This window comes from Mycobacterium sp. 134, assembly GCF_048282715.1.
GTDB lineage: Bacteria > Actinomycetota > Actinomycetes > Mycobacteriales > Mycobacteriaceae > Mycobacterium > Mycobacterium septicum.
Genome location: NZ_JBLVUN010000008.1, coordinates 2712304 through 2737079, shown reverse-complemented (window position 1 = coordinate 2737079; position 24776 = coordinate 2712304). Strand labels below are relative to the sequence as shown.

The window sequence follows — 24776 nt, the reverse complement described above, 5'->3', positions numbered from 1 at the left end:
TCAGCCGCGCGCCAAGATCGCCAGCAGCAGTTCGGCCCGCACCCGGGCCACCCCGAGATCACAACCCAACAACGCCTCGGTCATCTCGATCCGCTTGCGCATGGTGTGCCGGTGCACGCCGAGGGCTGACGCGGCGGCCTCCCACTGGCCGTTGGCCTCCAAGAACGCCCGCAGCGCCGCCATCAGCCCGGTTCCATGCTGCGCGTCGTGGTCGGCCACCGGAGTCAGCACCGCCGCCCCTAGCGCCACCAGCACCTCACGGCTGGGCCCGGAGGACAACAGCGCACTGCCCGCCAGTGCGGCGAATTCCAAAGGGTAACAGCCTCTTTCGGCCACCGATGCGGCCAGTCGGGCGTCGTCGACAGCCTGCATCAACCGGGACAGCGGCTGCGCCCCGCTGAGCCCGCTGCGGCTCGACTTGCGCACTGATCGGTCCAGCCCACCCAGCAGCCCGGCAGCGTCGTCAACCGTCACGGTGCCCGGCAGCAACACCGTCAGCCGGTGATCGGCGCTGTGGACGAACACCGGATGCCCGGCCGCCTCCAGCTCTTTGACCACCGCCGCACTCGTGCGGCGCCGGTGGCCGGCGGACGTCACCTCGGCGTCGAACTCGACGACCAGTACGCGAATCCGGCCCTGAGCGTCGGTGACCGGCCCCAGCTGCGCATACACCGGATCCGCGTCGAGCTCACCGGTCAACAGCAGTCCCAGCGCCTGTTCGTTGAGCAGCCGCTGCACCTCCTGCAGCCGGGCCGGCTTCTCGAAATCCAAGGCCAGCAACGATGTCGCGTGCCCGAACAGAACCTGGTCGACCGGACTCAGTGCGCCCGGGCTGACCACGGCGAGCACGCCGTGCGAGCGGCCGCCGACCCGGATGTCCTGCTGGGCCACCGTGGTGCCGTCCGAGAGCACCCGCACGCCCGACGCGGCCCCCGGTTCGATCGAGTCACGGACCAGGTTGACCGTGGTGACGCTGAGGTTGCTCGGCTGCGACGCGATAACCGTCCCGGTCGGATCCAGCACCACCACGGCGGCTTTCAGCGCGCGGCCCAGTTCGGCCGCGACTCCGCGCGGGCCGTCGCTCACCACGGCTCGGGTGATGCGCGGCTGGGCCCGGGAAGCGCGCAGCACCGCGTCGTACTCCAGCTCGGCTACACGCGAACCGACCCGCTGCACCACTGCCGCGAACGGGGTCCGAAGCGGCACCTCGATCAGCGCCAGCCCGAGTTCCTCGGCAGCCTCCACCACTTCGTCCGGTACCGCGTCGAACGTCAGACCGATACCGAATCCAACTGCAGCAACACCACTTTCGGCCAGCAACTGCAGGTAGCGACGGCGTCCGCGACCACTGGCAGGCAGGCTGATTCCGGTGGTCAGCACCAACTCGCCACCGGAGAGCCATTCGGCCGGATTGGCCAGTTCGGTGGTCAGCACCAGGTTCACCTCGCGCCCGACACCGGCCGAGCCCGCCAGCAGACGCAGATGCAGGTCCGACTGCTCGATCACCCACCGCACCGGAACCGCCACAACAGGAATGTACAGAATGTCGAAAACCCACACGGAGAATCTCCAGAATGTCGGATGATCTCCGATGTGTTCCGCGACACACTTGGCCCGCCAGAGACCTGATGGATTTCACAAGAGATGGACGGTGCGTGATGCGGGATGGACCGCTGCAGACCTCGGTTGAGACGTACCCCCTGCCGACAGGAGATCACCGGTGACTGACACATTCCATCCGCTCGATCCACTCAGCGCTGCCGAATTCGCCCGGGTCGCCGACATCCTGAAGGCGGCACACGGCGTCGCGGCGGGCTGGCGATACACCTCGATCGAGCTGATCGAGCCTGCCAAGGGCGAGGTGGCGGCGTTCGATTCGGCGGCCATCGTCCCGGAGCGCCGGGCCCTGGCGGTGCTGCTGGACACCGGGACCAATCGCACCTACAAGGGCGTGGTGTCGTTGACCGCCGGCACGGTGTCGTCCTGGGACCACATCCCCGGCGTGCAGCCCAACTTCACCGTCGACGAGTGGGAAGAGGCCGACCGGGCGCTGCGCAGCCACCCCGATGTCATCGCCGCGCTGGCCAAACGCGGCATCACCGACATGAACCTGGTGTTCATGGACACCTGGACCTACGGCGACGTGGTGATGCCGGAGAAATACAAGGACCGGCGCCTGGGCTGGTCGGACACCTGGGTCCGGGCCACCGAGGGCGCCAACCCCTACGCCGGACCGGTCAACGGATTCCACTGCGTGATCGACATGAACACCATGGAACTGCTCGAGATCGAGGACAGCTTCACCGTCGAGCGGCCGGAGATGATGGGTGAGTATGTGCCGCAACATATTCCCGAACGCATCCGCAAGGCCGGCACCAGAGAGCCACTCCAACCGCTGAACATCACCCAGCCCGAAGGGGTTTCGTTCACCCTGGAGGGCAACCTGCTGAAGTGGCAGAACTGGTCACTGCGGGTGGGTTTCAACTACCGCGAAGGCATGACCCTGCATGCCGTCACCTACAACGACAACGGCCGGGTGCGCTCGGTGGCCAACCGGATGTCGTTCGCCGAGATGATGGTCCCCTACCGCGATCACTGCGTGGACCATTACCGGCGCACGGCGTTCGACATCGGCGAGTGGGGCATCGGCTTCATGACCACCTCACTGGAGTTGGGCTGCGACTGCCTCGGTGAGATCCGCTACCTGGATGCCGTGCTGCACAACAGCAAGGGTGAGCCGTACACCATCAAGAACGCCATCTGCATCCACGAGGAGGACAACGCCGTCCTGTGGAAGCACGTCGACCACCACAGCGGCGCCGAGGTGCGCCGGATGCGCCGACTGACGGTCTCCTTCCACGTGACCGTGGCCAACTACGAATACCTCACCTACTGGCGGTTCTATCAGGACGGCAGTATCGAATGTGAGGTCCGGGCGACCGGGATCATGGTGGTCAGCAACTTCGCGGAAGGGCAGGCGCACCCGCACGGCACCCTGGTCGACCAGCGCACGTACGCCCCGTACCACCAGCATTTCCTGGTGGCCCGGCTGGACCTGGACGTGGATGGCACGCAGAACACGGTGTACGCCACCGAGACCGAAATCGAGCCGATGGGCCCGGACAACCCGTACGGGCTGTCGTTGCGGCAGCGCAACACCCCGCTGCGCACCGAGTCCGAGGGCAAGCAGGACATGAACTTCCAGACCCAGCGGGCCTGGAAGGTGGTCAACGACAACGTCCGCAACGGTATCGGCACCGCGCCGGCCTACAAGCTGGTGCCCGGCGGGGCCTTCCCTGCCATGTTCGATCCGGACTCCCCCGTGCTGGCCCGCTGCAAGGCGATCGAGCACACCCTGTGGGTCACCCCCAACTCGGCGGAAGAGCGTTGGCCGGCAGGCGAGTTCGTCACTCAGAGTCGTGAGGACCGCGGCCTGCCGATGTGGACCGCCGCCGACCGCTCGATCGAGAACACCGATGTGGTGCTGTGGTACGTGTTCGGCATCCACCACATCACCCGCCCCGAGGACTGGCCGATCATGCCGGCTGACGTCGTCAGCTTCTGGCTCAAACCGGTCGGATTCTTCGATCGCAACCCATCCCTGGATGTGGCACCGGCACCGCCGAAAGCCTGTCACAGCACCGAATGCGCGGAGGACTAGTCGATGAGCACCTCACGAATCGCCGTCGCCTACATCGCCACACCGGGAGGTGATGACGCCGTCGCGGTCGGGGAACAGATCGCCCGCACCCTGGGCGCCGGCCTCGACCTGTGCATGGTCCTGCCCAGTGACCGCTCGGCACTCGCCCCCACCCCCGGAGACGTGTTGCACCGGGAAGCCGACGGCTGGCTGGCCGCCGCCGCGGCCGGGGTGCGCAACGACGTGCCGGTGACCACCCACCTGAGCTACGACGAGTCCAGCACCACGGGCCTGATCGCGGCGGCCGAGACCCTGGGCGCCGACGCGCTGGTGGTCGGTGGAGCCGGCGGCGGGATGGCCGGGCCCCTGTCTCTCGGCTCGGTGGTCAACGACCTGGTGCACGCCTCGCCGATACCGGTCGTGATCGCACCGCGCGGCGCCCGATTGCAGCGCAGCGAGCGGATTCGCGAGGTTACCTGCGCCATCGGCACCCGGCCCGGAGCCACCCTGCTGCTCAACACCGCCCTGCGGTTCTGCCGGGCCAGCCAGACGCCCCTTCGCCTGGTGTCACTGGTCGCCGTGGATGACGCCCGCCGGCTGGACGCCGCTCAGCAGCACGCACAGCGCGCTCTGGACCAAGCGAAAGACTTTCTGCCCGACGATGTTCCGGTCAGTTCACGGGTGGCCACCGGTCCGACCGTCGAGGAGGCGGTCAACAAGCTGGGCTGGAAAGACGGCGACATGATCATGGTCGGTTCGAGCCGGCTGGCCCAGCCGCGCCGCCTGTTCCTCGGGTCGACTGCGGCGAAGATGCTGCGTGTTCTGCAAGTCCCGATGTTTGTGGTACCCAAAGATGAAGGGGCAGAACATGTCTGAGCAACTAGTGTCGCGCGTCTGAATTTGTTTTACGGGCGTGGGGCAGGATTTCGTCGGCGGTCTTGGTCCACACGAATGGGTGGCAACGTTGGTTCCAACCGTCGATGAATGCGCCGATGGCTGCGATGAGTTCTTTGACGCTGTCGAACGATCCCCGGCGGATCGCTTGGCGGGTGATGATCGAGAAGAACACTTCGACCATGTTCAGCCAGGAACCTGATGTCGGGGTGAAATGCAGTGTCACACGCGGATTCTTGGCTAGCCACGCGTTGATGTCCGCATGCTTGTGGGTGTGGTAGTTGTCGCACACCACATGTAGCCGGCGCCTCGGATACGCCCGGGCCACGGTCTTGAGGAAGTCGAGGAACTCGGCTTTGCCGTGACGTTCATAGCAGCGGTCGGTCACTTTCCCGGTCGCGATCTCCAGTGCCGCGAACAGGGTCGCGGTGCCGTTGCGCTGGTAGTCGTGTGTGGCCTTCTCTGGCAGACCCGGGCGCATCGGCAGGATCGGTTGGGTCCGGTTCAGTGCCTGAATCTGCGATTTTTCGTCTACGCACAAAACGATCGCTTTCTCGGGCGGGTTCAGATACAGCCCGACGACGTCACGAACTTTGGCTTCCAGTTCGGGGTCGGTGGAAAACTTGAACGTCTGGCGGCGCCACGGTTTGACCCCGTAGCGTCGCCACGCCCGGGCCACGGTGGCATCCCCGACGCCGAGGTACTTACCCAGCAGACGACTCGACCAGTGCGTCACCGCCAACGAATCCGGCGGCGGATCGAGTGTGGCCGCCAGGATCGCCGCGTCATCGACAGTCTTAGGTCGACCACTACGGGGTTCATCGTCCAGACCGTCAATGCCTAACGCGGCGAACCGATCCCGCCACTTGATCACCGTCGGCCGCGACACCCCCACCAGTCGGGCCGCTCCCGACGTGCCCGCACCATCGCCCACGGCCAACACGATCCGGGCCCGCTCAACATGGCCGGCAGGCATCGTCGAGGACCGTGTCCACGACTGCAATGTCGCACGATCCTCATCACTGATCACCAACGCAGATGACGGCATACACCATCATCGCACACTGTAAACTAATTAATGACGCGCGACACTAGCCAGCACCGAACTGGAACGCGCCGAGCGCGAGGAGGGCTTGGTCGCCAAAGGCCTGGCACCGGGACGGATCGGCACCTTCACGGGAGCGATCCTCGGCATCTCGACGGTGGCGCCGGGCTACACCCTGACCGCCAGCATCGGGCTCATCGTCGCGGCGGTCGGCCTCAAGATGCCCGCGATCCTGATCGCCGGCTTCATCCCGATGTTTCTCACCGCCTACGCCTACCGCGAACTGAACTCCCGCGCACCGGACTGCGGCGCGTCGTTCACCTGGTCCACCAAGGCCTTCGGACCGTACGTCGGCTGGATGTGCGGTTGGGGCATGGTGATCGCCACCATCATCGTGCTGTCCAATCTGGCCTCGATCGGCGTCCTCTTCGGCTATGAGTTCCTGGGCAAGGTGCTGCACAACGACACGCTCGCGATGCTCCCTGCGGACAATATCGCCGTCAACATCGTGTCCACGGTCCTGCTGCTCGCCATCGCCACCTTCATCTCCTGCCGCGGCATCACCACCAGCGAGAAGGTGCAGTACGTTCTGGTCGGGTTCCAGATGATCGTCCTGCTGACGTTCGCGGTCGTCGCGATCGCGCGGTCCGGCGAGGTCGAGGGGCACCTGAGTTTCGACATCCAATGGTTCGACCCGTTCACCGGACTCACGATGAGCGCCTTCGTCATTGGGCTGATCGGCTCGATCTTCGCCTTCTGGGGCTGGGACACCTGCCTGACGTTGGGCGAGGAGAGCAAGGATCCCACCAAGGTGCCGGGCCGGATTGTTGTGTGTCATGTCCATCCTGCTGACCTACCTGCTGGTGGCGGTGGCGGTGATGATGTACGCCGGAGTCGGCACCACCGGGCTGGGGCTGGGCAACGAGGAGATCGCGGAGAACGTGTTCGGGGCGCTGGCCTATCCGGTGCTGGGTGACTGGGGCGGGCCCCTGCTGCTGCTGGCGGTGTTCGCATCGTCGATCGCGAGCCTGCAGACGACCGTCCTGCCCGCCGCCCGCACCATGCTGGCGATGGGTGCCTACGGCGCATTCCCCAAGAGGTTCGCCAGCGTCAACCCCCGATCACTGTCACCGGTGTTCAGCACCGTGGTCGCCGGTGTGGTCACCGCCTGCTTCTACACCATCGTGACACTGCTTTCCGAGCGGACGCTGCTGGATACCATTGCCGCCCTTGGCATCATGATCTGCTGGTACTACGGCATCACCGCGTTCGCCTGCGTGTGGTTCTTCCGCAAGGAGCTGTTCCTCAGCCCGAGAAACGTCATCTACAAGCTGGTGTTCCCGGCGGTCGGCGGTGTGATGCTGCTGTCGGTGTTCGTCAAGTCGGTGCTGGTGAGCATGGACCCGGAGGCCAGCGGTAGCGGCGCCTCGATCGGCGGCATCGGCCTGGTGTTCTATCTCGGATTCGGCATCCTGCTGTTCGGCGCCGTCGTGATGATCGGCCTGCGTTTCGTCCAGCCGGCATTCTTCCGGGGCGAAACCCTGACCATGGACACGCCGCCGATCCCCTGAGCCATGTTGATTTGTGCACGATTCTCCGCGGCGGGCGCGGAAAATCGTGCACAAATCACTGTCGGTGGAACCGAAGCGGCGGCGCAGACGTCCGATTCAGTGTGCTCGACGACTACCTTCGCAATCACGATGGCGTGATCACCCGGGCACAAGCCCTGTCGGCCGGGCTCAGCGACGACGCCATCAGCCGTCGCGTTCGTTCGGGCCACTGGCTGCGTTGCGCGCCCGGAGTGTTCTTTGTCGACGATCGTCCATTCACCGATTCGGCACGGGTGCGCAGCGCGGTCTGGTCGTACGGGCCCGCTGCCACCGCCAGCGGACTGGCCTCCGCATGGTGGCACGGCGTCACGCGCTACCCGCCGAAAAGCGTCGAAGTCACCGTGCCCAGGGTGAGCAATCACCGCAAGCGCGACGGGATCCGGGTCCGACGCCGCGATCTGTCCGGCTCCGACATCGTCGAACGCAATGGACTCCGGGTAACCGCACTCCCACTTTCGGTCATCGAAGCCGCGACCCGCCGCGGGGGTGGCGCCACGCTGATGGATGCGGCATTGCAGCGGCACGTCGAGCTGAAACAACTATGGGATGCGCACCTGCGCAACAAGGGCAGGCATGGGTCGCCCGCGGCCCGGATACTGCTGCTGTCCGCAGCAGATGGCGCCCGTTCCGAGGCCGAGCGCCTGCTGGTGAAACTATTGCGTCGCAACAAGATCACCGGATGGAAGGCCAACCATCCCGTCGCGGGATACAAGATCGACGTCGTGTTTCCGGCGGCAAGGCTTGCCATCGAAGTCGACGGCTGGGCTTTTCACAGCAACGCGGACGACTTCGTGAACGACCGAAACCGGCAGAACGTCATCTCGCTGCTCGGCTATCAGATCCTGCGGTTCACCTGGCTCGATCTGACTGAATATCCCGATCGGGTCCTGGCCGAGATCCGCAACGCCCTCCTCGGGTGATTTGTGCACGGTTTTCCGCGACTGCCGCGGAAAATCGTGCACAAATCGCTAGAGCGTCGCAGCGACCGCGTCGAACGCCCGCAACGTGGAGAACAACATGTGCGCGTGCTGCGGCAGCGGCCAGCTGGACAACTTGGCGGCCACCACGCCGGCCCGCCGATTGATGTAGATCATCTGGCCGTGGATACCCAGGCACAGCAACACGTCGTTGCCCGGGTACGGCAGCCAGATCTGGTTGCGGTACATGCCGCCGGGCATCCGGTTGTCGCCGGGACTGTAGGTGAACGCGTCACGCGAATCCACTCCGCCGGCAAGGGTGTCGGCGACCCAGGCCGCGGGCAGCACCTGCTCCCCCAGCAGAGACACCCCGTCGTTGAGATACAGGGAGCCGAAGCGCACCAGATCGGACAGGCAGGCACTGATGCCGCCGTCGAACATGCCGGTGCCCATCGAGTCGACCCCGATGTTGGCGTCGTGGGCGGCGCCGATGCGGCCCCACACCAATTGCGACATCAGCTCGGGCATCCGGGCCCCGGCGGCAGCCTCGCACACCCAGCCGAGCACATCGGTCTCACAGGACCGGTACTCGAACGGCCCGCCGTGCAACGACTTCTGCTGCAGGGTGAGCAGGAAGTCGTACATGGTCGGTGGAATGCCCGGATGGGAACGGGGCGCCCAGTCGATGGCCTGCTCGAGCAGCCGCACCTCAGCGGACGGGTCCAGATACTCCTCGGAGAAGGCGATACCGGACCGCATGTCCAACAGGTGGCGGACCGTTGCCCCGTTGTAGCCGGAATTCACCAGGGCCGGAACGTAATCCGATGCCAGCGCATCGACGTTGAGGGCACCGCTGCCACGCAGCACACCGGCGACCGAGCCGATCAGCGTCTTGCTCACCGACATCAGCAGGTGAGGGGTGTCCGGGCGCATACCTCCGCAATACTGTTCGGCGAGCACCCGGCCCCGATGCGTGACCAGCCATCCGTCGGTCGCGGTGGCGCCCATGACGGCGCCCACGGTCGAGGGCGTGCCATCGGGCAGGCCGACCGCGATGCCGGCGATATCGTTGTGGTCGACGGCAGGCGGCGTCATCGCAGCTACCGGGCCGGCGCCCCGCGAAATGGTTGCGGTGGGCAGGAATTCGGCGATGTGCTGAAACGCCCAGTGCAGCTGCGGGGCCGACTGCCAATTGGCCAGCGACACCCCGGACGGTGTCCGCCCCGGGTCGCTACCCAGCATCGCTGCTCCCATCGCCGATCTCTGGCGCTCGCGGCGCCACCGCCTCATCATAGGGTTTTCCAGGCCGGAACCTCGATCGCGCGGGCGGGGTCGGCAAGCGGGACACCGGAGTACTGGGCCCGGATCGAATCGATCAGGTGCCGGGCCCGGATGGTCAGTGCGGTGCCGCCCTGGGCCGCGTCCCGCTGCAGCCGGCCCTTGGTCACCAGCACACCCAGATCGGCGCCCTTCCAACGGTAATCGCCGGCCTGGTAGATCCGCAGGAAGAATGCCTCCGATTCGTCCTGCAACTGATGCCAGTCCAGTGCCGCCTGGCGGAAGACCAGCGCGCCGCTGGCGTCCAACGCATAGTGCCCGGTAGCCGGTGTGGCGACCAATTGCTCCACAGCGTCGGCGGTCTCCTTGATCACCATCTGGCTCCACACGTCGGCAGCCGCCAATTCCTCCCAGCGGTCGTTGATCTCGTCGACGTCCAGTTCGAACTCGACGTCCATGTACTCCAGCAGGTGGAACAGGAACAGCGGCACATCGGCATAAGCGCCCGCGGTCACGTTGGTGATCGAGGTGGCGCCGCTGATCCTCGGGTTCAGTTCGCCCAGATACACCTCGCCGTCATCGGTGTCCACCAGGACGTCCACCTCGAAATAACCCCGGTAGCCTTCGGCGGCCAGCCGATCGCCGAGCCGGCGCACCAACTGGGTCGCCTTGGCCCGCCGCTCGGATACCAGAACATCAGGGAACATCTCGTTGCCACACCAGCCGCCGCGATACGGCGTCAGCTCGTCGTAGCCGGTCAGTTCGCTCATGAACGGACCGACCACGGTGCCGCACCGGGTCTGTGGGCGGCCGAGCTGGCCGGCAACAGCGATGAGGGTCAGCGCATCCAGGCGCTGCTGCAGGTGCGCGAGCTGGTCGAGCACCTGACGTCGTGGGTGTTGCGCAACGGGACCGGCAACCGCGCCCAGGTGAGCGCGGCGATCGGCCGGCTGATCACCACCGGCAAGCCGGCAATTTGATCACCGCCGGCAGGCCGGCAATCTGATCACGACCGGCAAGCCGGCAATCTGATCACGACCGGCGGGCCGAAGGCTGATGCTGAGTGATGCAGTGAATGCCGCCGCCGCGCTCGAACAGCGGGCGGGCATCGACGCTGAGGACACGGCGGCCCGGGTACTGCTCGGCCAGGATCGCCGCCGCGTCCGCATCCCTGGGATCGCCGAACGCGCAGGCGATCACGCCGCCGTTGACCACCAGGTGATTGATGTAGCTGTAGTCGACGAAGCCTTCGGCGTCGGTCAACTGGTCGGGCGCGGGTAACTCGACGATCTCCCACGACCGTCCGGAGACATCGTGGGTCTGCTCGATCGATGCCCGGATCTCCTTGCACACCAGGTGATCCGGATGAGAATCGGCGCCCTGCGCGTGCAGCAGCAGCCGGCCCGGCGAGGGAATGGCCGCCACGATGTCGACGTGTCCTCGGGTGCCGAAGCGCTGCGAGTCACGGGTCAGCCCGCGCGGCAACCAGACGGTGTGATCGGCACCGATGGTCCGGGCCAGTTCGGCTTCGATGTCGGCCTTGGTGGCGCCGGGGTTGCGGCCGGGATCCAGTTGCACGGTCTCGGTGACCAGGACCGTTCCCAGCCCGTCGACCTGGATCCCGCCGCCTTCGTTCACCAGGTTCGAGTCGACCACCGGCACGCCGGACCAATCCGCAACAGCTGCACCGATTTTCGAGTCGTCCTCCCACTGTGCCCAGTCCTGGGCGCCCCAGCCGTTGAACACCCAGTCCACCGCCGCCACCGAACCGTCCCCGGCGTGTACGAAGGTGGGGCCGATATCGCGCATCCAGGCGTCGTTCAACGGAGCCTCGACGATGTCGACAGCGGCGGACAGATAGCGCCGGGCCGCGGAGATCTCGGCGGGGTCCACCACCATCGTCACCGGTTCGAACTCCAGCACCGCGTGGGCGACCGCTGCCCAGGTGCTGCGGGCTTCGTGGTGTTCGGCTTCGGTGTCGCCCAGCGAGTAGCCGGCCGACGGGAACGCCATCCAGACACGATCCTGCGGCGCGCTCTCGGCCGGCATCCGGTAGGTGGTCATTTCACCACTGCCGTGGCTTCGTGGCCGACCCCGTACGGGTGCTCCACATCGACCGGCGCGGTCAGTGCGGTGTAGGTGTCGGGTCGCCGGGTGAGCAGAAACGGGAACAGCTCCAGCCAGTCCCGGCGCTGATCCAGATCCAGGTCGGCGACCAGCACGGCTTCTTCGTCGCGAGGTGCCTGCACCAGCACCCGGCCGAACGGGTCGGAGATGAACGACGAACCGTAGAAGCTGACCTTGCCCTCGTCACCGATCCGGTTGGGCACCACCATGAACAGTCCGCTGCTGATGCCGTTGGCGACGATCACGTGCTGCCACAACGGTTGGGTGTCGAAGGCCGGGAACACCGGCTCCGAACCGATGGCCGTCGGGTAGACCACAATCTCGGCACCGCCGAGTGAGTAGCTGCGCGCCACTTCCGGGAACCATTCGTCCCAGCAGGTCGGCAGGCCGACGCGGGCACCCAGGCCCTCTGGGTTGTACACGGGATACGGGTCGGCCTGCCCGGGGCCCGGACGGAAATAGGTGTCCTCGTAGTAGCCGGCCGAGATTGGGATGTGCAGCTTGCGGGTGTAGCCGGCCAGCTCCCCCGACGGGGTCACCAGGATTGCCGTGTTGAAGCCCAATCCGTCTTCGGCCGGTGCCTTTTCATACAGCGACGCGTGCACGAAGACGCCGTTGGCCCGGGCGGCCTCGGCGGCAAGGGCAAAGGTCGGCCCCTCGGTGAGACCCTCGGCGGACTCGCCGGGATTCGGTCCGGCCGGGGTGTCCGCGGGGTATCGCAGAAGGGTGATCTCCGGCAGGCAGACCAAGGCCGCACCTGCGCCGGCCGCCCGGTCGATACCGTCCCGCAGCACCCTGACCAGTTCCGTCGCATCCGGCCGCCACCGGTGCTGCACCAGCCCGACCCGCAGCGGAGGGCGCGTCGACTCGGCGCTTCGGGACAGCGACTCGGGCGCGGTGGCGGTCAGGGTGATCATCGGTCGACTCCTAAAACGAATGGTGTTCGTTTTATTGTGACCGCGCTGACACCGGTTGTAAAGAGGTAGTAGAAATGTGCCATGGGACGCCCGCCGGTACCGCTGCTCTCCCCCGACCGCATCACCAGTGCGGCAATGGATTTGGTCAATTCAACCGGTGGATTCAGCGTCCCCCAGCTCGCCCGGGCGCTGAAGGTCCGGCCGTCCTCGCTCTACAACCACGTCGCCGGACGCGAACAGATCGTCGAACTGCTCCGTGAGCGGGCCATGTCCGAGGTCACCCTCCCCGCCGATGACCCGGCCCGGCCCTGGACCGAGGTGGTCGCCGACATCATGCGGTCCTACCGGCAGAGCTACGCCCGCTATCCGCGCCTCATCCCGCTGCTCACGGCACACGCGGTGAACAGCGAACATGCCCTGACCATGTACAACACCCTGGCCGTCACCTTCGGCCGCGCCGGGTTCGACCCGTCCGACACGCTGCGCGCCATCACCCTGATCGACTCTTTCGTGCTGGGCTCGGCCTTGGACGTCGCCGCCCCCGACGAACCCTGGAGCACCGGCGCCGAGGTGGGGCCGGAGCTGACCGCTGCCCTGACCACCGGCAGCGCCAAGCCCGCCCGCGCCGACGACGCCTTCGAGTTCGGCATCGCGGTACTGCTTCACGGACTGGCGGCCGTCGCATCGGGCGCCGAGCGGAATTGAGGCCCGCGGTCGGCCCGATTCGCTCCGCGATGCCACCTTCTGGGACTTTTTACCCTGGTCAGCGGCCCCCTCAGGCATAAGGTTGGTAGCAGTCCGCGCGAAGGAGGGGCGATGACCCGCTACGACCTGCCCGATGTTGCCGACCTGATCCGCCTTGGCGAGCCTCATGAGCACGCCATCACGGTGTACGCCGAAACCGCACCGGGACCCGACGAGCGGGAAAAGAGTCTGCTGACCGCGAAGAGCGCCGTCGACCGGGCCCTGCGCACGATCCGCGATTCCGGTGCGCGGCACGCCGTCGAGGAAAAGTTGCGATCGCGCTGGACCGAGATCGCCGAATCGGATCTGTGGCTGAGCCTTTCCAGTTCGGTGGCCATCTTCATCGCCGACGACTTCCACGAGGTCTACGTGCTGCCCAACGAGCTGGAGAGCCAGTCGCAGGTGGGCAGTTACTTCGACATCGGCCAGCTCCTGCGCGCGGTCACCACGCCGCAGGAAGCCTATGCGCTGACCCTGTCGGCCGACGGCTGGAACCTGTGGCAGGCCACCGCGAGCACACGTGCCGAGGAACTGGAGCTCACCGGCGAATACGCGGCCGACGTGGCCGACGCGACCCATCGCGCAACCGTGCGCGACCGTGGACATGTGCGGCGCCTCGTCGGCGACGAGGGCAAGAAAGTGCTGTTGGAGCAGTACGCCAAGCGGGTCGCCGAGGCCGTGGACGCCGAACTGGGGCAGCTCGATCCGTCGTCGACCCGGCCGCTGTACCTGTTCGCGACCGACCCGCTGCTCGACATGTACCGCGGGCTCGACCACAAGCGCCGGATCGTGGCGGTGCCCGGCGCCGCTGACGAATTGCGGCCCGATCAGATCGACGGCGCCATCCGCGAGTCACTGCCCGCCCTGAACTCCGAACAGGCCAACGCGTGGGTCGAGGAGTTGGGCAACGACCTCAGCAAGGGGCTGGTGGCCACCGATCTGGGCGACATCGCGCGCGCCGCGGCGGCCGGCGCGGTGGACACCCTCGTATACAACTTCACCGTCGATGTCCTGGGCCGGATCGAGGCCGCGGACGGCGCGCTGCATTACGACGATTCCGGGTACGACGTGCTGTCTCGCATCGCAGTGGCGGTCCTCGAGCATCGTGGCGAGGCCTTCGCTGTGCGACCCGACGAGATCACCGCCGGCATCTGGAACCAGACGGCGGTCGCGAAGCTACGGTTCGCCCTGGGCTGACGGCCCAGGCTTCCGCTCGCCGCCGGCCGGGCTCTTCAGCCCGTCCAGCACAAAACCCAGGTGGCGCCGCCAGACAGTGTCGTCACCATCGGCCATCGCGATCACCTTCGACATCGCCCACATCAACGTTGCCAGGTCATCGGCGCCGAAGTCGGCTCGCAGCACCCCGGCATCCCTGGCCCGCCCGACGACGGCCTCCAGCAGTCCCCCGGCCCGGCCGCATTCCCCCGCGACGTCGACGGCGCCGACCGGATTGCGGGCCACCGCGTCGTTGATGCTGCGGTCGGATGCCTGCATCGCGAACAGGCTGTCGAGGAATCCGGTGAATCCCCGCCACGGGTCCGCATCGGCAAGCGCCTGCCGGGCCAGCCGGTCGATGACGGCCAATCGGTCGGACAGCACGACATCCAGCAGTGCGCCGCGGTTCGGGAAGTGGTTGTAGAGCGTGCCGATGCTCACGCCCGCCTTTCGCGCGACCTCGTCGAGAGGCACGTCCACTCCGCGTTCGGTGAAGAGTTCGGCGGCCGCCGCCACCAGGCGGTCCCGGTTTCGGACCGCATCCGCGCGCATCGCCGACATGCCCTTGAGCATATCGAAGTTGAGGGTGTACTCAACTTGTGCTAGTAAGTTGAGTATGACCTCAACTTCTTCCCCGGTCCTGGTGGTACTCGGCGTCGGCCCTGGCCTCGGCTTGTCGGTCGCACAGCGGTTCGGCGCCGCGGGATACCGCGTCGCGCTGATTTCGCGTTCGCCACAACGGCATTCGGACTATCTGGCCGCACTGGCCGACAACGGGATCGAGGCGGCCGCCTATGTCGCCGACGCGGCCCGGCCCGATCAGCTGCGCGGCGCCGTCGACGCGGCCCGTGCCCGGTTCGGCCGGATCGACGTGGGCTATTACGGCCCGGCCGCATTCGAAACGGCACCCAACGGCGACATCACCGACCTCGACGCCGCCGCCGCGAAGGCGGCGCTCGACAGCGTCGTACCCGCGGTCGACTTCGCCGCGCAGCTGCTACCCGAGATGCGGCAGCGCGGCAGCGGAGGACTGCTGTTCGCCGGCGGCCTGAGCAGTGTCGTGCCGATGCCCCCGCTCGGCGGGCTGGCGTTGGCGGCGGCAGCGCTGCGCAACTACGCGGTCACCCTGCATGCCGCACTCGCGCCCACCGGTATCTATGCCGGGACCCTCACCATCGGCGGCCTGATCGAGCGCGGCGACATCCACCGGGCGATGGCCGATTCCGGGCAGTTCGCCGGCATCGCGATCCGGACATTGAACCCCGACGAGCTGGCCGAGCAGATCTGGCAGCTCTACACCGACCGCACCGCCGCCGAAACCGTGGTCAACGTCATGGCCTAGGCGTGCCGGCCCGAACGGGAAACCCGAACCTGGCGGGAAGGCCGTCGCTGAATGCGACGTGCACGGGCGGCCCACCGCAGAGCCCGCCGAGGCCGACCGAGGCGAACAATCCCGACTCGTCGAACGCGAGCAGCTCCGCCGACCGCAACGACCAGGCCGGATGCTCGTTGGGCACGTACCAGGTGCGCCCGCCATGAGCGACGTGCAGACCCCAGCGCGCAGTCAGGAAATGCTCAAGCTGCCCAGGTACCAGTGCGTCGCCGGCTTCCACCTCGATCCGGCTGGACGCCCGGGTTCGCGGCCAGCGCACCACGGTCGTGTAGGCGTGGCGGTTCCCGTCACGGCGGTAGGACATCCTGGCCCACCGGTATCGGACCCCCAGCGCCGCGCGGGCGGCGAGCGCGACGTCGAGCCTCGGGGTGTCCAGGCTCAGGAACACGACGCCACGACGGCCGGTGCGGTCGACGGAGTACAGCCGCACATTGGTCTCCAGAAAACTGCCGAGCACGCCAGGGCCGTAGCCGAAACCGGTTCCCGTCATGCGGAAGGCGACCAGCCCGACGTAGCTGCTTCCGTCGAACGTATCCGGCTCAGTGCCCGCCGGATACAGATGTGCGATCTGCCGCGGTTCTACCGGCCAGTGCAGGAAGGTCAGGTCGACCCAGGACTGATGAAGGATCCGGACACCGGTCAGCCCTGGCGCTTCGGGGCTGACCGGCTCGACCACTGCAGCTACTCAGACGCCGCCGGTGGCTCCGATTCAGGCAGAACGGCTTCCAACGCTGCGCCGGTGATCCGGCGGAACGCCCGGCGAGGACGCTTGGCGTCCAGGATCGCCACCTCCAGGGTGGCCGGGCCCAGGGTGCGCGGCTCGGAACCGTTGCCGCTCGCGCTGAGTGCTTCGACGGCGATCTTGACCGCAGCGGCCAGATCGGCGTTCTCTGCGTACGACTCGTTCAGCGCGGCGATGATCGGTTCGGTGGTGCCGCCCATCACGACGAAGTGCGGCTCGTCGGCGATCGACCCGTCATAGGTGATGCGGTACAGCTCAGGCGACTTCGTCTCGCCGTAGTGCGCCACCTCGGCCACGCACAGCTCGACCTCGTAGGGCTTGGCCTGCTCGGTGAAGATCGTGCCGAGCGTCTGCGCGTACACATTGGCCAGCTGGCGGCCCGTCACGTCGCGGCGGTCGTAGGCATAGCCACGGGTGTCGGCGAACTGGATTCCGCCGCGCCTCAGGTTGTCGAACTCGTTGAACCGGCCCACGGCGGCGAAACCGACGCGGTCGTAGAGCTCGCTGACCTTCTGCAAAGACCGCGAGGGGTTCTCCGCGACGAACAGCACGCCGCTGTCGTATGCCAGTGCGATCACGCTGCGCCCACGGGCGATGCCCTTGCGGGCCAGCTCGGAGCGCTCACGCATCGCCTGTTCAGGCGAGATGAAGTACGGGAAGCTCATTTACCCCTCACCGCCCGTCCGGGTCCGGCGCGCGATGACCTCGCGGGCCAGCTCGGCGATCCGTTCCTCGGTGATCTCGACCGCACCCTCGGCACCGATGGTCACCGCGGTCGGATAGATGCCGCGCACCAGATCGGGTCCGCCGGTGGCGGAGTCGTCGTCGGCCGCGTCGTAGAGCGACTCGATGGCCACCTGCAGTGCCGAATCCGCGTCCACCACATGCGGATAGAGCTTCTTGATCGACGACTTGGCGAAGATCGAGCCAGAGCCCACCGACTGGTAGCCCTCTTCCTCGATGTTCCAACCGCCTGCGGCGTCGAAGGACACGATGCGGCCGGCACTTGTCGGGTCGCTGGCATCAACATCAAAACCCACCAGAAGCGGCAGCGCCACGAAACCCTGCAGTGCCGCACCGAGATTGCCGCGCACCATGATGGCCAGCCGGTTGACCTTCCCGCGGAAGGTCAGGGCGACGCCTTCGAGCTTCTCGTAGTGCTCGAGTTCCACGGCATAGAGGCGGGCGAACTCCACGGCGATGGCCGCGGTGCCCGCGATACCGGTCGCGGTGTAGTCATCGGTGACGTACACCTTCTGCACGTCGCGCCCGGCGATCATGTTGCCCTGCGTGGAACGCCGGTCGCCGGCGATCAGCACACCGCCGGGGTACTTGATCGCGACGATCGTCGTCCCGTGTGGCACCGCGTTGGTCGGGTTGATCGCGCCATCGGCGACACGGTTGACCGGCAACAGTTCGGGGGCCTGACGACGCAACAGTTCAGAGAAGGACGAGAGGTCCATGGCTACAGAGGGGATACCGGAGAAGGGTTGTGGCAGAGACAGGTTTTCGCGCCAGGTCACTGGCCGCCCTTTTGGACGTATGCGCGAACGAAGTCTTCGGCGTTCTCTTCCAGCACGTCGTCGATCTCATCGAGCAGATCGTCGGTCTCCTCGGCCAGCTTCTCGCGACGCTCCTGCCCGGCGGCGGATGCACCCGGGAGGTCGTCGTCCTCACCGCCGCCGCCGCCACGCTTGGTCTGCTCTTGAGCCATCGCTGCCTCCTGCAATTGTCATCGGCCGGGCTAACCGCCCAACCGGTTCTTCCACAGTACCGGTCGGCACCCGGATTGCCCGGGATAGCTCACCGCCGGAGATGGTCTAGTTCGTGAGTTGCTCGACGAGTTCTGCGGCGCTGTCCACAGAGTCCAAGAGGGCTCCGACGTGCGCCTTGCTACCGCGCAGAGGCTCCAGCGTTGGAATCCGGACGAGCGAATCACCGCCGAGATCGAAGATCACCGAGTCCCAGCTCGCCGCGGCGATGTCGGAACCGAAGCGGCGCAGGCATTCGCCGCGGAAGTACGCACGGGTGTCCGTCGGCGGGTTGTCCACCGCGTCGATCACCTGCTGCTCGGTGACCAGGCGCTTCATCGAACCGCGCGCCACCAGCCGGTTGTACAGGCCCTTGTCCAGTCGGACATCGGAGTACTGCAGGTCGACCAGGTGCAGCCGCGGCGCCTGCCAGCCGAGGTTCTCGCGCTGACGGAACCCTTCCAGCAACCGCAGCTTGGCGGGCCAGTCGAGGATCTCGGCGCATTCCATCGGATCGCGTTCGAGCAGGTCCAGCACATTCGCCCAGGTCTCGACCACGTGGGAGGCCCGGGGATCCGGGTCCCTGATGTCGACCAGTTTGGCCACCCGGTCCAGATAGACCCGCTGCATCGCCAGGGCGGTCATCTCACGACCGTCGGCCAGCGCGACCGTGGCCCGCAGCGACGGATCCCGGCTGATCACGTGGACGGCGTGCACCGGCCGGGCCAGCGCCAGATCGGACAGGTCCAGCCCGTACTGCGGGCCCTCCTCGATCAGGTCGAGCACCAGGGAGCTGGTCCCGACCTTGAGGTAGGTCGACGTCTCGGCCAGGTTGGCATCGCCGATGATGACGTGCAGCCGCCGGTACTTGTCGGCATCGGCGTGCGGCTCGTCACGGGTGTTGATGATGCCGCGCTTGAGCGTGGTCTCCAGGCCGACCTCGACCTCGATGTAGTCGGCCCGCTGGGACAGCTGGAAACCGGGATCGTCGCCCGACGGCCCGATGCCGACACGGCCGGAACCGGTCACCACCTGCCGGGACACCAGGAACGGGGTGAACCCCGCGATCACCGCGGAGAACGGGGTCTGGCGGCTCATCAGGTAGTTCTCGTGCGACCCGTAGGAGGCGCCCTTGCCGTCCACGTTGTTCTTGTAGAGCTGCAGCTTGGCCGCCCCGGGCACGCTCGCGACGTGGCGGGCGGCGGCCTCCATCACGCGCTCGCCGGCCTTGTCCCAGATCACCGCGTCCATCGGGTCGGTGCACTCCGGCGCCGAGTACTCCGGGTGGGCATGGTCCACGTAGAGCCGGGCGCCGTTGGTGAGGATCATGTTGGCCGCGCCGACCTCGTCGGCATCGACGATCGGAGCCGGTCCGGACGCCCGGGACAGGTCGAACCCGCGGGCGTCGCGCAGCGGGCTTTCGACCTCGTAGTCCCACCGTGTGCGCTTGCCGCGCTGGATGCCGGCGGCAGCCGCATACGCCAGCACCGCCTGAGTCGAGGTCAGGATCGGATTGGCGGTCGGATCGGACGGCGATGAAATGCCGTATTCGACCTCTGTTCCGATAATCCGTTGCATGTGGCCAGCCTAGGTGACGGCCTGTGCGCCCCGGGCCGCCAGGTATTCGGGTCGTGGCCGAGGGGCGGCGAACGGGTCGGTCAGCGCGTTGTCGACCGAGTTGAAAACCAGGAAGACATTCGACCTCGGCAGCGGTGTGATGTTCGATCCCGAGCCGTGCAGCAGATTCGCGTCGAACCACAGCGCGGTCCCGGGCGGACCGGTGAACTGGTGGATGTCATGGGTGTCGACAGCCTTGGTCAGCGTCGTCTGGTCTGGCACGCCGATGTTCTGCACCACCAGTGAGGTGTCGTGGTTGTCCTCGGGTGTGGGGCCGACGCAGGGATAGAACGTCTGGTGCGATCCGGGGATGACCATGAGCGACCCGTTGTACGGATAGTTCTCGGTCAGGGCGATCGAGCAGGAGACGGCGCGGATCGCCGGCATGCCGTCCTCGGCGTGCCAGGTCTCGAAGTCCGAATGCCAGTAGAACCCGGTCCCGGTGAACCCGGGCATGAGGTTGATCCGGGCCTGGTGGATGTAGACGTCGCCGCCGAGCAATTGCCGAGCGACCGGCAGCACCGTCTCCAGCCGGACCACCTGGGCCACCAGGTCGCTCAACAGATGCGGCTCGAAGATCGACCGGATCGTGCCGCCCGGCTCCCGGATCACCCGCGGGTCGTCCCTGTCCAGATCCGCTGCCACCCGGTCGATTTCGTGCCGCAGCAGCGGAAGCCAATCGTCCGACACCGTCTCGGGCGCCACCAGGTAGCCGTACTCGGAGAAACCGTCCAGATGAGGCTGGCTCAGCGGCCCGTCGGCGACACTGCCCCACACCACAGGCTCGTGGCGCGGTATCGGCTCGATCGCGTGCTCGAGCCGTGTCGGGTAGCGATCCTCGACCGCGGCCGCAACGCCTTCGGCGTCCCGCTGTGCCGTCATGCGACCGACTGCGGCGCCGGGTAAACGCCGTTCTCGTCGTGCACCTCCCGCCCGGTCACGGGCGGATTGAACACGCACAGCATCCGCAACTGCTCATCGCAGGTGACCCGGTGGCGGTCGTTGTTGTTGAGCAGGTACATGGTTCCGTCAGCGAGCGGGTACTGCTGCCCGGTCTCCAGATCCGTCAGCGTGCCGGTGCCCTCGATCACCCAGACCGCCTCGACGTGGTGCTGATAGTGGAACTCGTTGACCGACCCCGACTCGATGGTGGTCTCGTGGAACGAGAACCCGACGCCGTCGCCGGCCAGGATGATGCGCTTGGATCGCCAGCTGGCGTCGGCCACGTCGCGGTCGGTGCCGGTGATCTCGGCTGTGGTGCGAACAATCATGTTTCAAGCCTCCTCAGGCCAGCGCGACGGCCACGGACTCGGCGAGAATGTCGAGTCCTTCGGACAATTCGTTCGGAAGAGTGGTCAGCGGCGGCAGCAGTTTGACCACCTCGTCGGACGGACCACTGGTCTCCATCAACGCACCGCGGTCGAAGGCGGCCCGGCAGACCTGTCCGGCCAGGTCGGCCTCGTCGAACTTGAGGCCCTGGGCCATGCCCCGACCACGGGCGGTCACGCCGTCGTGGGCAGCGGCGATCTCTTCCAGCCGCGCCCGGATCAGCTCACCCTTGACGGTCGTGTCGGAGCTGAATTTATTGTCCGCCCAATATGTCTCGAGCGCCGCCGTGGCGGTGATGAAAGCCGGGTTGTGCCCACGGAAGGTGCCGTTGTGCTCCCCGGGTGTCCACACATCCAGGTCACGGCGGAACAGCGTGAGCGCCATCGGCAGGCCGTAGCCGCTGACCGACTTCGATATCGTGACGATATCGGGCACGATGCCGGCGGCCTCGAAGCTGAAGAACGGTCCGGTACGGCCACAGCCCATCTGGACGTCATCGACGATCAGCAGGATGTCGCGCTTCCGGCACAGCTCCGCCAGGGCCTGCAGCCATTCGATCCGTGCCACGTTGAGACCGCCTTCGCCCTGGACGGTTTCGACGATCACCGCGGCGGGGCGGTTGAGCCCGCTGCCCGAATCGTCGAGCACGCGCTCGAACCACTGGAAGTCCTCGGTGACCCCGCCGAAGTAGTTGTCGTAGGGCATCGGGGTGGCGTGCACCAGCGGGATGCCGGCACCGGCCCGCTTCATCGAGTTGCCGGTGACCGACAGCGCTCCGAGCGTCATGCCGTGGAATGCGTTGGTGAAGCTGATAACCGACTCGCGGCCGGTTACCTTTCTGGCCAACTTGAGTGCGGACTCCACGGAGTTGGCCCCGGTCGGCCCGGGGAACTGCACCTTGTAGTCCAGCCCACGCGGACGCAGGATGAGCCGTTCGAAGCTCTCCAGGAAGCGCTGCTTGGCCACGGTGGCCATGTCGAGAGAGTGCACGATCCCGTCGGAGACAAGGTATTCGAGCAACGGCTCCTTGAGGGCGGCGTTGTTGTGGCCGTAGTTCAGCGCGCCCGCACCGGCGAAGAAGTCGATGTAGGTGCGCCCGGCGGTGTCGGTCACCCAGGAACCTGCGGCGCTGTTCATGACGGTGGGCCAGCTGCGGCAATAGCTGCGGACCTCGGACTCGACCGAACTGAACACGTCGGGGAGGTCAGCTTCGGACAACGGCGCTGTCGTAGCGAGCAGCAAGGGATAATCCTTCCAATCAAATCAAACTGGTTATCAGACAACTGATTTCAGCGAGAAAGCGGTGTGGCGATGGGCCCCATCCGCAGAATCGGCTCGTCTTCGTGAGCCCCGCCGGCGTCGAGGAGATCGCATCCGAAATGCGGGTCCTCGACCAGCGGCACCCCGTGACGGCGCGCGAAGGCGCCGAAGAATGCGCGTGAGGCGGCGTTACCCGGCGAGACCGTGGCTTCCACGGTGACCGGGCGCCCGTCGCGCTGCGTCCGGACCCGGTGCACGAGTGCGTCGAGCATGGTGCTGGCCAGTCCCCCGCCCTGCGCCGACGGCGACACGGCGACCTGCCACACGAACAGGACGTCCGGCCGCGGCGGCGGGTGGTAACCCGTGATGAATCCGTGCAGGTCACCGTCACGCTCGGCCACTATTGACGTGGCAGCAAAATCTGTTGCCAGCAGCAGATAGGCATAGGTGGAATTCAGATCGAGCACCCCGGTGGCTTCCGCCAGATCGCGGATGCCAATCGCATCGGTACCCCGTGGAGGGCGCAGGAATTCTTCCCGGGAATGGCGTCCCGGGACGCTTTCTAAAACACGCATATCGAGTTAAAAGTCACCACCGAACAGTCAGCGATCATCGTCAGTTACAAGTCATCGGTGCCCTCGACGTAAGCACACCGCCTTGCCGGGATCAAGCTCCGAGACCGCGCCAGGACCGGTATTCCGTCTGCGCTCACGGGCGTTGACCTGCAATAACCGCACGAATCGTCAATCTCAGAAAAGTGTTAGCGTCGTTATCGAATCGTTACATTGGTGCAGCGGTACCACCCTCGGCCGATGTCGGCCCTACTCGATGGGCGCGCCCGCCGCAACAGACGAACGCAACACATTTCCGGGATTTCTCCGGATATTCCGGGCCCGAAAAACTCAAATTGAAATTTAATAATCGCCGGTACGGTCCAACTTCGATAACCGGTCGAATATGCTCGGGAGCTTTCTCCTGAATCTCCTGCCCCGCCGATGGCCGCCGCAGCGTCATGCGGGCAACGCCACGGGATCCGCGGCGGCGTGTCGACTACTCCGAAATCGCCGTAGCTGAGCCGGGATCGAGCACAATGACCGCCGTGGCCGACATGCGGCGTGTGCACGACTGGTTCCTCCAGCGCGGGCTTCCGCTGGTACTCACGCGCAGAGTGCGATCGCGCGCGCTCCTCGAACGCTCGGCGCCGATGGTCGCCGCAGCCGGTGGGCTCATCGCGTTGATCATGTTGCTGGCCGAACTCACCGGACCCGCCGTACGCATCGGTACCGCAGTCAAACTCGGCATACTGGCCCTGCTGTTGTTCGCCGCACCGTTCGTGCTGGAACGGCTGCACCGGGCAGACACGACGCGTGGCGAGGCGGGTCGCCGCTCAGCGGCGCTGCTCGTGATGGCCCTGTTCGTCTTCGGCCTGCCGTTCGCCGACAGCGGCTTCTCCGGTATCGCTGCCGCCGAGGCCGCCGCATTCGCGCTCGTCGCATCGCTCGTGGTGTGGCTGACCTACCTGGGTTTCGGCTCGATCGCGTTGTGGGCGTTCCGGTTCGCCTGGCTGCAACTGGGAGCGCTGGGCACCCTGATGAGTCGCGCCCTGCCCCTGTTGATGCTCACGGTGGTGGTGTATTTCACCGGAGAGCTGTGGCAGCTCTCGGCCCGGATGCCCCGGCAGCGGCTGTGGCAGACGATCGGATTCCTGGCCCTGATCGCAATCGCCTTCATGGTCACCACGATTCGTGACGAGGTGCGCGCCCTACGTGAGGATCGCGCAGGCCCCAGCGATCCTGCCGCGCTACTGGCCGGCACCCCGCTGTCGGTGCGGGACGGCCACCATCCGCGTCGCACCCCGTTGTCACGCGCCGAACAGGTCAACGTGGTGGCGGTGATGGTGGTGTCCCAGGCGATCCAGGTGGTGCTGTTCACCACCGGGCTGTTCGCGTTCTTCCTGGCGCTGGGCATCATCGCCATTCCCGACGACGTCATCGTGCTGTGGTCGGCAGAGACGGCCTGCCAGACCGGCGCCCCGCCCTGCGCCGGAACCTGGTTCGGCATCGCGATCCCGATTCCCCAGACCGTGGTGCACATGTCGCTGTTCGTGGCCGTGCTCTCCGGCCTGTACTTCACCGTGAGCACGAGTGTCGATCCGCTGTATCGCGAGCGGTTCTTCGATCCGCTGATCGCCGACGTCGCGGTCAGCCTGGCCGGGCGCGACGCGTACCTGGAGTTGGAGCGACGCTGAGACCGGTGCCGTCAAGACCACACGACCCCAGGTGGTGCCGGCGATCACC

23 protein-coding genes and 1 pseudogene are annotated in these 24776 nt (G+C 66.6%); 8 read left to right on the top strand and 16 right to left on the bottom strand.

Features of this window, described 5'->3' with window-relative positions; genetic code table 11:
- Positions 1 to 1515, bottom strand: a complete 1515-nt coding sequence (locus ACNQVK_RS17845; protein ID WP_418034201.1) for a PucR family transcriptional regulator — start codon at positions 1513 to 1515, stop codon at positions 1 to 3.
- Between the two features lie 205 nt (positions 1516 to 1720).
- Here ACNQVK_RS17845 and ACNQVK_RS17840 point away from each other — a divergent pair, with 205 nt between their 5' ends.
- Together ACNQVK_RS17840 and ACNQVK_RS17835 are read left to right on the top strand one after the other, a co-directional pair.
- On the top strand, positions 1721 to 3661 hold the full coding sequence (locus tag ACNQVK_RS17840) for a primary-amine oxidase (RefSeq protein ID WP_418030558.1): 1941 nt from the start codon (positions 1721 to 1723) through the stop codon (positions 3659 to 3661).
- A 3-nt stretch (positions 3662 to 3664) separates the two neighbouring features.
- Positions 3665 to 4516 carry a universal stress protein gene (locus ACNQVK_RS17835; RefSeq protein ID WP_418030557.1) on the top strand — a complete coding sequence of 284 codons (852 nt, stop codon included), beginning with the start codon at positions 3665 to 3667 and terminating at the stop codon, positions 4514 to 4516.
- Between the two features lie 4 nt (positions 4517 to 4520).
- Here the strand turns inward: ACNQVK_RS17835 and ACNQVK_RS17830 are convergent, their stop codons facing one another.
- Positions 4521 to 5582 (bottom strand): IS630 family transposase, encoded by a 1062-nt coding sequence (locus ACNQVK_RS17830; RefSeq protein ID WP_016895231.1) that lies wholly within the window; start codon positions 5580 to 5582, stop codon positions 4521 to 4523.
- A gap of 58 nt (positions 5583 to 5640) precedes the next feature.
- On the opposite strand from ACNQVK_RS17830, the pseudogene ACNQVK_RS17825 reads away from it, so the two are divergent.
- Positions 5641 to 7150: pseudogene (locus ACNQVK_RS17825) on the top strand (APC family permease).
- Positions 7151 to 7251: 101 nt separating this feature from the next.
- A complete protein-coding gene (locus ACNQVK_RS17820) occupies positions 7252 to 8109 on the top strand; it encodes a DUF559 domain-containing protein (protein WP_418030556.1) in 858 nt (285 codons plus the stop codon).
- 48 nt (positions 8110 to 8157) lie between these two features.
- Here ACNQVK_RS17820 and ACNQVK_RS17815 read toward each other — a convergent pair whose 3' ends face one another.
- From ACNQVK_RS17815 to ACNQVK_RS17800, 4 genes are all read right to left on the bottom strand, one after another.
- Complete coding sequence (locus ACNQVK_RS17815; protein ID WP_418030555.1) at positions 8158 to 9348, bottom strand: serine hydrolase domain-containing protein; 1191 nt, start codon at positions 9346 to 9348, stop codon at positions 8158 to 8160.
- Positions 9349 to 9395: 47 nt separating this feature from the next.
- Positions 9396 to 10268, bottom strand: coding sequence for a hypothetical protein (locus ACNQVK_RS17810; RefSeq protein ID WP_418030554.1), 873 nt, complete (start codon positions 10266 to 10268; stop codon positions 9396 to 9398).
- Positions 10269 to 10416: 148 nt separating this feature from the next.
- On the bottom strand, positions 10417 to 11448 hold the full coding sequence (locus ACNQVK_RS17805; protein ID WP_418030553.1) for an agmatine deiminase family protein: 1032 nt from the start codon (positions 11446 to 11448) through the stop codon (positions 10417 to 10419).
- On the bottom strand, positions 11445 to 12428 hold the full coding sequence (locus tag ACNQVK_RS17800) for a nitrilase-related carbon-nitrogen hydrolase (RefSeq protein ID WP_418030552.1): 984 nt from the start codon (positions 12426 to 12428) through the stop codon (positions 11445 to 11447). The genes ACNQVK_RS17805 and ACNQVK_RS17800 overlap by 4 nt, the downstream gene beginning before the upstream one ends.
- Before the next feature lie 81 nt (positions 12429 to 12509).
- Here ACNQVK_RS17800 and ACNQVK_RS17795 point away from each other — a divergent pair, with 81 nt between their 5' ends.
- Together ACNQVK_RS17795 and ACNQVK_RS17790 are read left to right on the top strand one after the other, a co-directional pair.
- Positions 12510 to 13133, top strand: a complete 624-nt coding sequence (locus ACNQVK_RS17795) for a TetR/AcrR family transcriptional regulator C-terminal domain-containing protein (protein WP_418030551.1) — start codon at positions 12510 to 12512, stop codon at positions 13131 to 13133.
- A 111-nt stretch (positions 13134 to 13244) separates the two neighbouring features.
- Positions 13245 to 14369 (top strand): hypothetical protein, encoded by a 1125-nt coding sequence (locus tag ACNQVK_RS17790; protein ID WP_418030550.1) that lies wholly within the window; start codon positions 13245 to 13247, stop codon positions 14367 to 14369.
- Here ACNQVK_RS17790 and ACNQVK_RS17785 read toward each other — a convergent pair.
- Positions 14349 to 14948, bottom strand: coding sequence for a TetR/AcrR family transcriptional regulator (locus ACNQVK_RS17785; protein ID WP_418030549.1), 600 nt, complete (start codon positions 14946 to 14948; stop codon positions 14349 to 14351). The genes ACNQVK_RS17790 and ACNQVK_RS17785 overlap by 21 nt on opposite strands.
- A gap of 55 nt (positions 14949 to 15003) precedes the next feature.
- Between ACNQVK_RS17785 and ACNQVK_RS17780 the strand changes: the two genes are divergently transcribed.
- Complete coding sequence (locus ACNQVK_RS17780) at positions 15004 to 15729, top strand: SDR family NAD(P)-dependent oxidoreductase (RefSeq protein ID WP_418030548.1); 726 nt, start codon at positions 15004 to 15006, stop codon at positions 15727 to 15729.
- On the opposite strand, the gene ACNQVK_RS17775 is transcribed toward ACNQVK_RS17780, so the two are convergent.
- The 9 genes from ACNQVK_RS17775 to ectA all read right to left on the bottom strand — a co-directional run bounded on the left by ACNQVK_RS17775 (position 15719) and on the right by ectA (position 23054).
- Entirely contained in the window at positions 15719 to 16456 is a 738-nt protein-coding gene (locus tag ACNQVK_RS17775) for a YqjF family protein (protein ID WP_418030547.1), read from the bottom strand. The genes ACNQVK_RS17780 and ACNQVK_RS17775 overlap by 11 nt on opposite strands.
- Positions 16457 to 16461: 5 nt before the next feature.
- Positions 16462 to 17187, bottom strand: a complete 726-nt coding sequence (gene prcA, locus ACNQVK_RS17770) for a proteasome subunit alpha (protein WP_211154769.1) — start codon at positions 17185 to 17187, stop codon at positions 16462 to 16464.
- Complete coding sequence (prcB, locus tag ACNQVK_RS17765; RefSeq protein ID WP_418030546.1) at positions 17188 to 17985, bottom strand: proteasome subunit beta; 798 nt, start codon at positions 17983 to 17985, stop codon at positions 17188 to 17190. It lies immediately after the preceding gene.
- Between the two features lie 56 nt (positions 17986 to 18041).
- On the bottom strand, positions 18042 to 18236 hold the full coding sequence (locus ACNQVK_RS17760; RefSeq protein WP_003880265.1) for a ubiquitin-like protein Pup: 195 nt from the start codon (positions 18234 to 18236) through the stop codon (positions 18042 to 18044).
- A 106-nt stretch (positions 18237 to 18342) separates the two neighbouring features.
- The gene (gene dop / locus ACNQVK_RS17755; protein WP_418030545.1) at positions 18343 to 19851 is read right to left on the bottom strand and encodes a depupylase/deamidase Dop; all 1509 of its coding nucleotides are present in this window, start codon (positions 19849 to 19851) and stop codon (positions 18343 to 18345) included.
- 9 nt (positions 19852 to 19860) lie between these two features.
- Positions 19861 to 20772, bottom strand: a complete 912-nt coding sequence (thpD, locus tag ACNQVK_RS17750; RefSeq protein ID WP_418030544.1) for an ectoine hydroxylase — start codon at positions 20770 to 20772, stop codon at positions 19861 to 19863.
- Positions 20769 to 21161, bottom strand: a complete 393-nt coding sequence (locus tag ACNQVK_RS17745; RefSeq protein ID WP_211154773.1) for an ectoine synthase — start codon at positions 21159 to 21161, stop codon at positions 20769 to 20771. Before ACNQVK_RS17745 ends, thpD begins: the two co-directional genes overlap by 4 nt.
- A gap of 13 nt (positions 21162 to 21174) precedes the next feature.
- The gene (gene ectB, locus ACNQVK_RS17740; protein ID WP_418030543.1) at positions 21175 to 22461 is read right to left on the bottom strand and encodes a diaminobutyrate--2-oxoglutarate transaminase; all 1287 of its coding nucleotides are present in this window, start codon (positions 22459 to 22461) and stop codon (positions 21175 to 21177) included.
- A 47-nt stretch (positions 22462 to 22508) separates the two neighbouring features.
- The gene (gene ectA / locus ACNQVK_RS17735) at positions 22509 to 23054 is read right to left on the bottom strand and encodes a diaminobutyrate acetyltransferase (protein WP_418030542.1); all 546 of its coding nucleotides are present in this window, start codon (positions 23052 to 23054) and stop codon (positions 22509 to 22511) included.
- Positions 23055 to 23569: 515 nt separating this feature from the next.
- Between ectA and ACNQVK_RS17730 the strand changes: the two genes are divergently transcribed.
- Positions 23570 to 24727: a hypothetical protein gene (locus ACNQVK_RS17730; protein ID WP_418034200.1), complete on the top strand. Its 1158-nt coding sequence runs from the start codon at positions 23570 to 23572 to the stop codon at positions 24725 to 24727.
- The last annotated feature ends 49 nt before the right edge of the window (positions 24728 to 24776 follow it).

What these genes read in the sequence shown, in the direction of transcription:
- ACNQVK_RS17780 (WP_418030548.1), top strand. Translation starts at nt 15,004, where the DNA reads ATGACCTCAACTTCTTCCCCGGTCCTGGTGGTACTCGGCGTCGGCCCT.
- ACNQVK_RS17805 (WP_418030553.1), bottom strand. Translation starts at nt 11,448, where the DNA reads ATGACCACCTACCGGATGCCGGCCGAGAGCGCGCCGCAGGATCGTGTC.
- prcA (WP_211154769.1), bottom strand. Translation starts at nt 17,187, where the DNA reads ATGAGCTTCCCGTACTTCATCTCGCCTGAACAGGCGATGCGTGAGCGC.
- ectA (WP_418030542.1), bottom strand. Translation starts at nt 23,054, where the DNA reads ATGCGTGTTTTAGAAAGCGTCCCGGGACGCCATTCCCGGGAAGAATTC.
- ACNQVK_RS17790 (WP_418030550.1), top strand. Translation starts at nt 13,245, where the DNA reads ATGACCCGCTACGACCTGCCCGATGTTGCCGACCTGATCCGCCTTGGC.
- ACNQVK_RS17795 (WP_418030551.1), top strand. Translation starts at nt 12,510, where the DNA reads ATGGGACGCCCGCCGGTACCGCTGCTCTCCCCCGACCGCATCACCAGT.
- ACNQVK_RS17745 (WP_211154773.1), bottom strand. Translation starts at nt 21,161, where the DNA reads ATGATTGTTCGCACCACAGCCGAGATCACCGGCACCGACCGCGACGTG.
- dop (WP_418030545.1), bottom strand. Translation starts at nt 19,851, where the DNA reads ATGCAACGGATTATCGGAACAGAGGTCGAATACGGCATTTCATCGCCG.
- prcB (WP_418030546.1), bottom strand. Translation starts at nt 17,985, where the DNA reads ATGGACCTCTCGTCCTTCTCTGAACTGTTGCGTCGTCAGGCCCCCGAA.
- ACNQVK_RS17730 (WP_418034200.1), top strand. Translation starts at nt 23,570, where the DNA reads ATGACCGCCGTGGCCGACATGCGGCGTGTGCACGACTGGTTCCTCCAG.
- ACNQVK_RS17760 (WP_003880265.1), bottom strand. Translation starts at nt 18,236, where the DNA reads ATGGCTCAAGAGCAGACCAAGCGTGGCGGCGGCGGCGGTGAGGACGAC.
- ACNQVK_RS17800 (WP_418030552.1), bottom strand. Translation starts at nt 12,428, where the DNA reads ATGATCACCCTGACCGCCACCGCGCCCGAGTCGCTGTCCCGAAGCGCC.
- thpD (WP_418030544.1), bottom strand. Translation starts at nt 20,772, where the DNA reads ATGACGGCACAGCGGGACGCCGAAGGCGTTGCGGCCGCGGTCGAGGAT.
- ACNQVK_RS17830 (WP_016895231.1), bottom strand. Translation starts at nt 5,582, where the DNA reads ATGCCGTCATCTGCGTTGGTGATCAGTGATGAGGATCGTGCGACATTG.
- ACNQVK_RS17785 (WP_418030549.1), bottom strand. Translation starts at nt 14,948, where the DNA reads ATGTCGGCGATGCGCGCGGATGCGGTCCGAAACCGGGACCGCCTGGTG.
- ACNQVK_RS17815 (WP_418030555.1), bottom strand. Translation starts at nt 9,348, where the DNA reads ATGCTGGGTAGCGACCCGGGGCGGACACCGTCCGGGGTGTCGCTGGCC.
- ACNQVK_RS17835 (WP_418030557.1), top strand. Translation starts at nt 3,665, where the DNA reads ATGAGCACCTCACGAATCGCCGTCGCCTACATCGCCACACCGGGAGGT.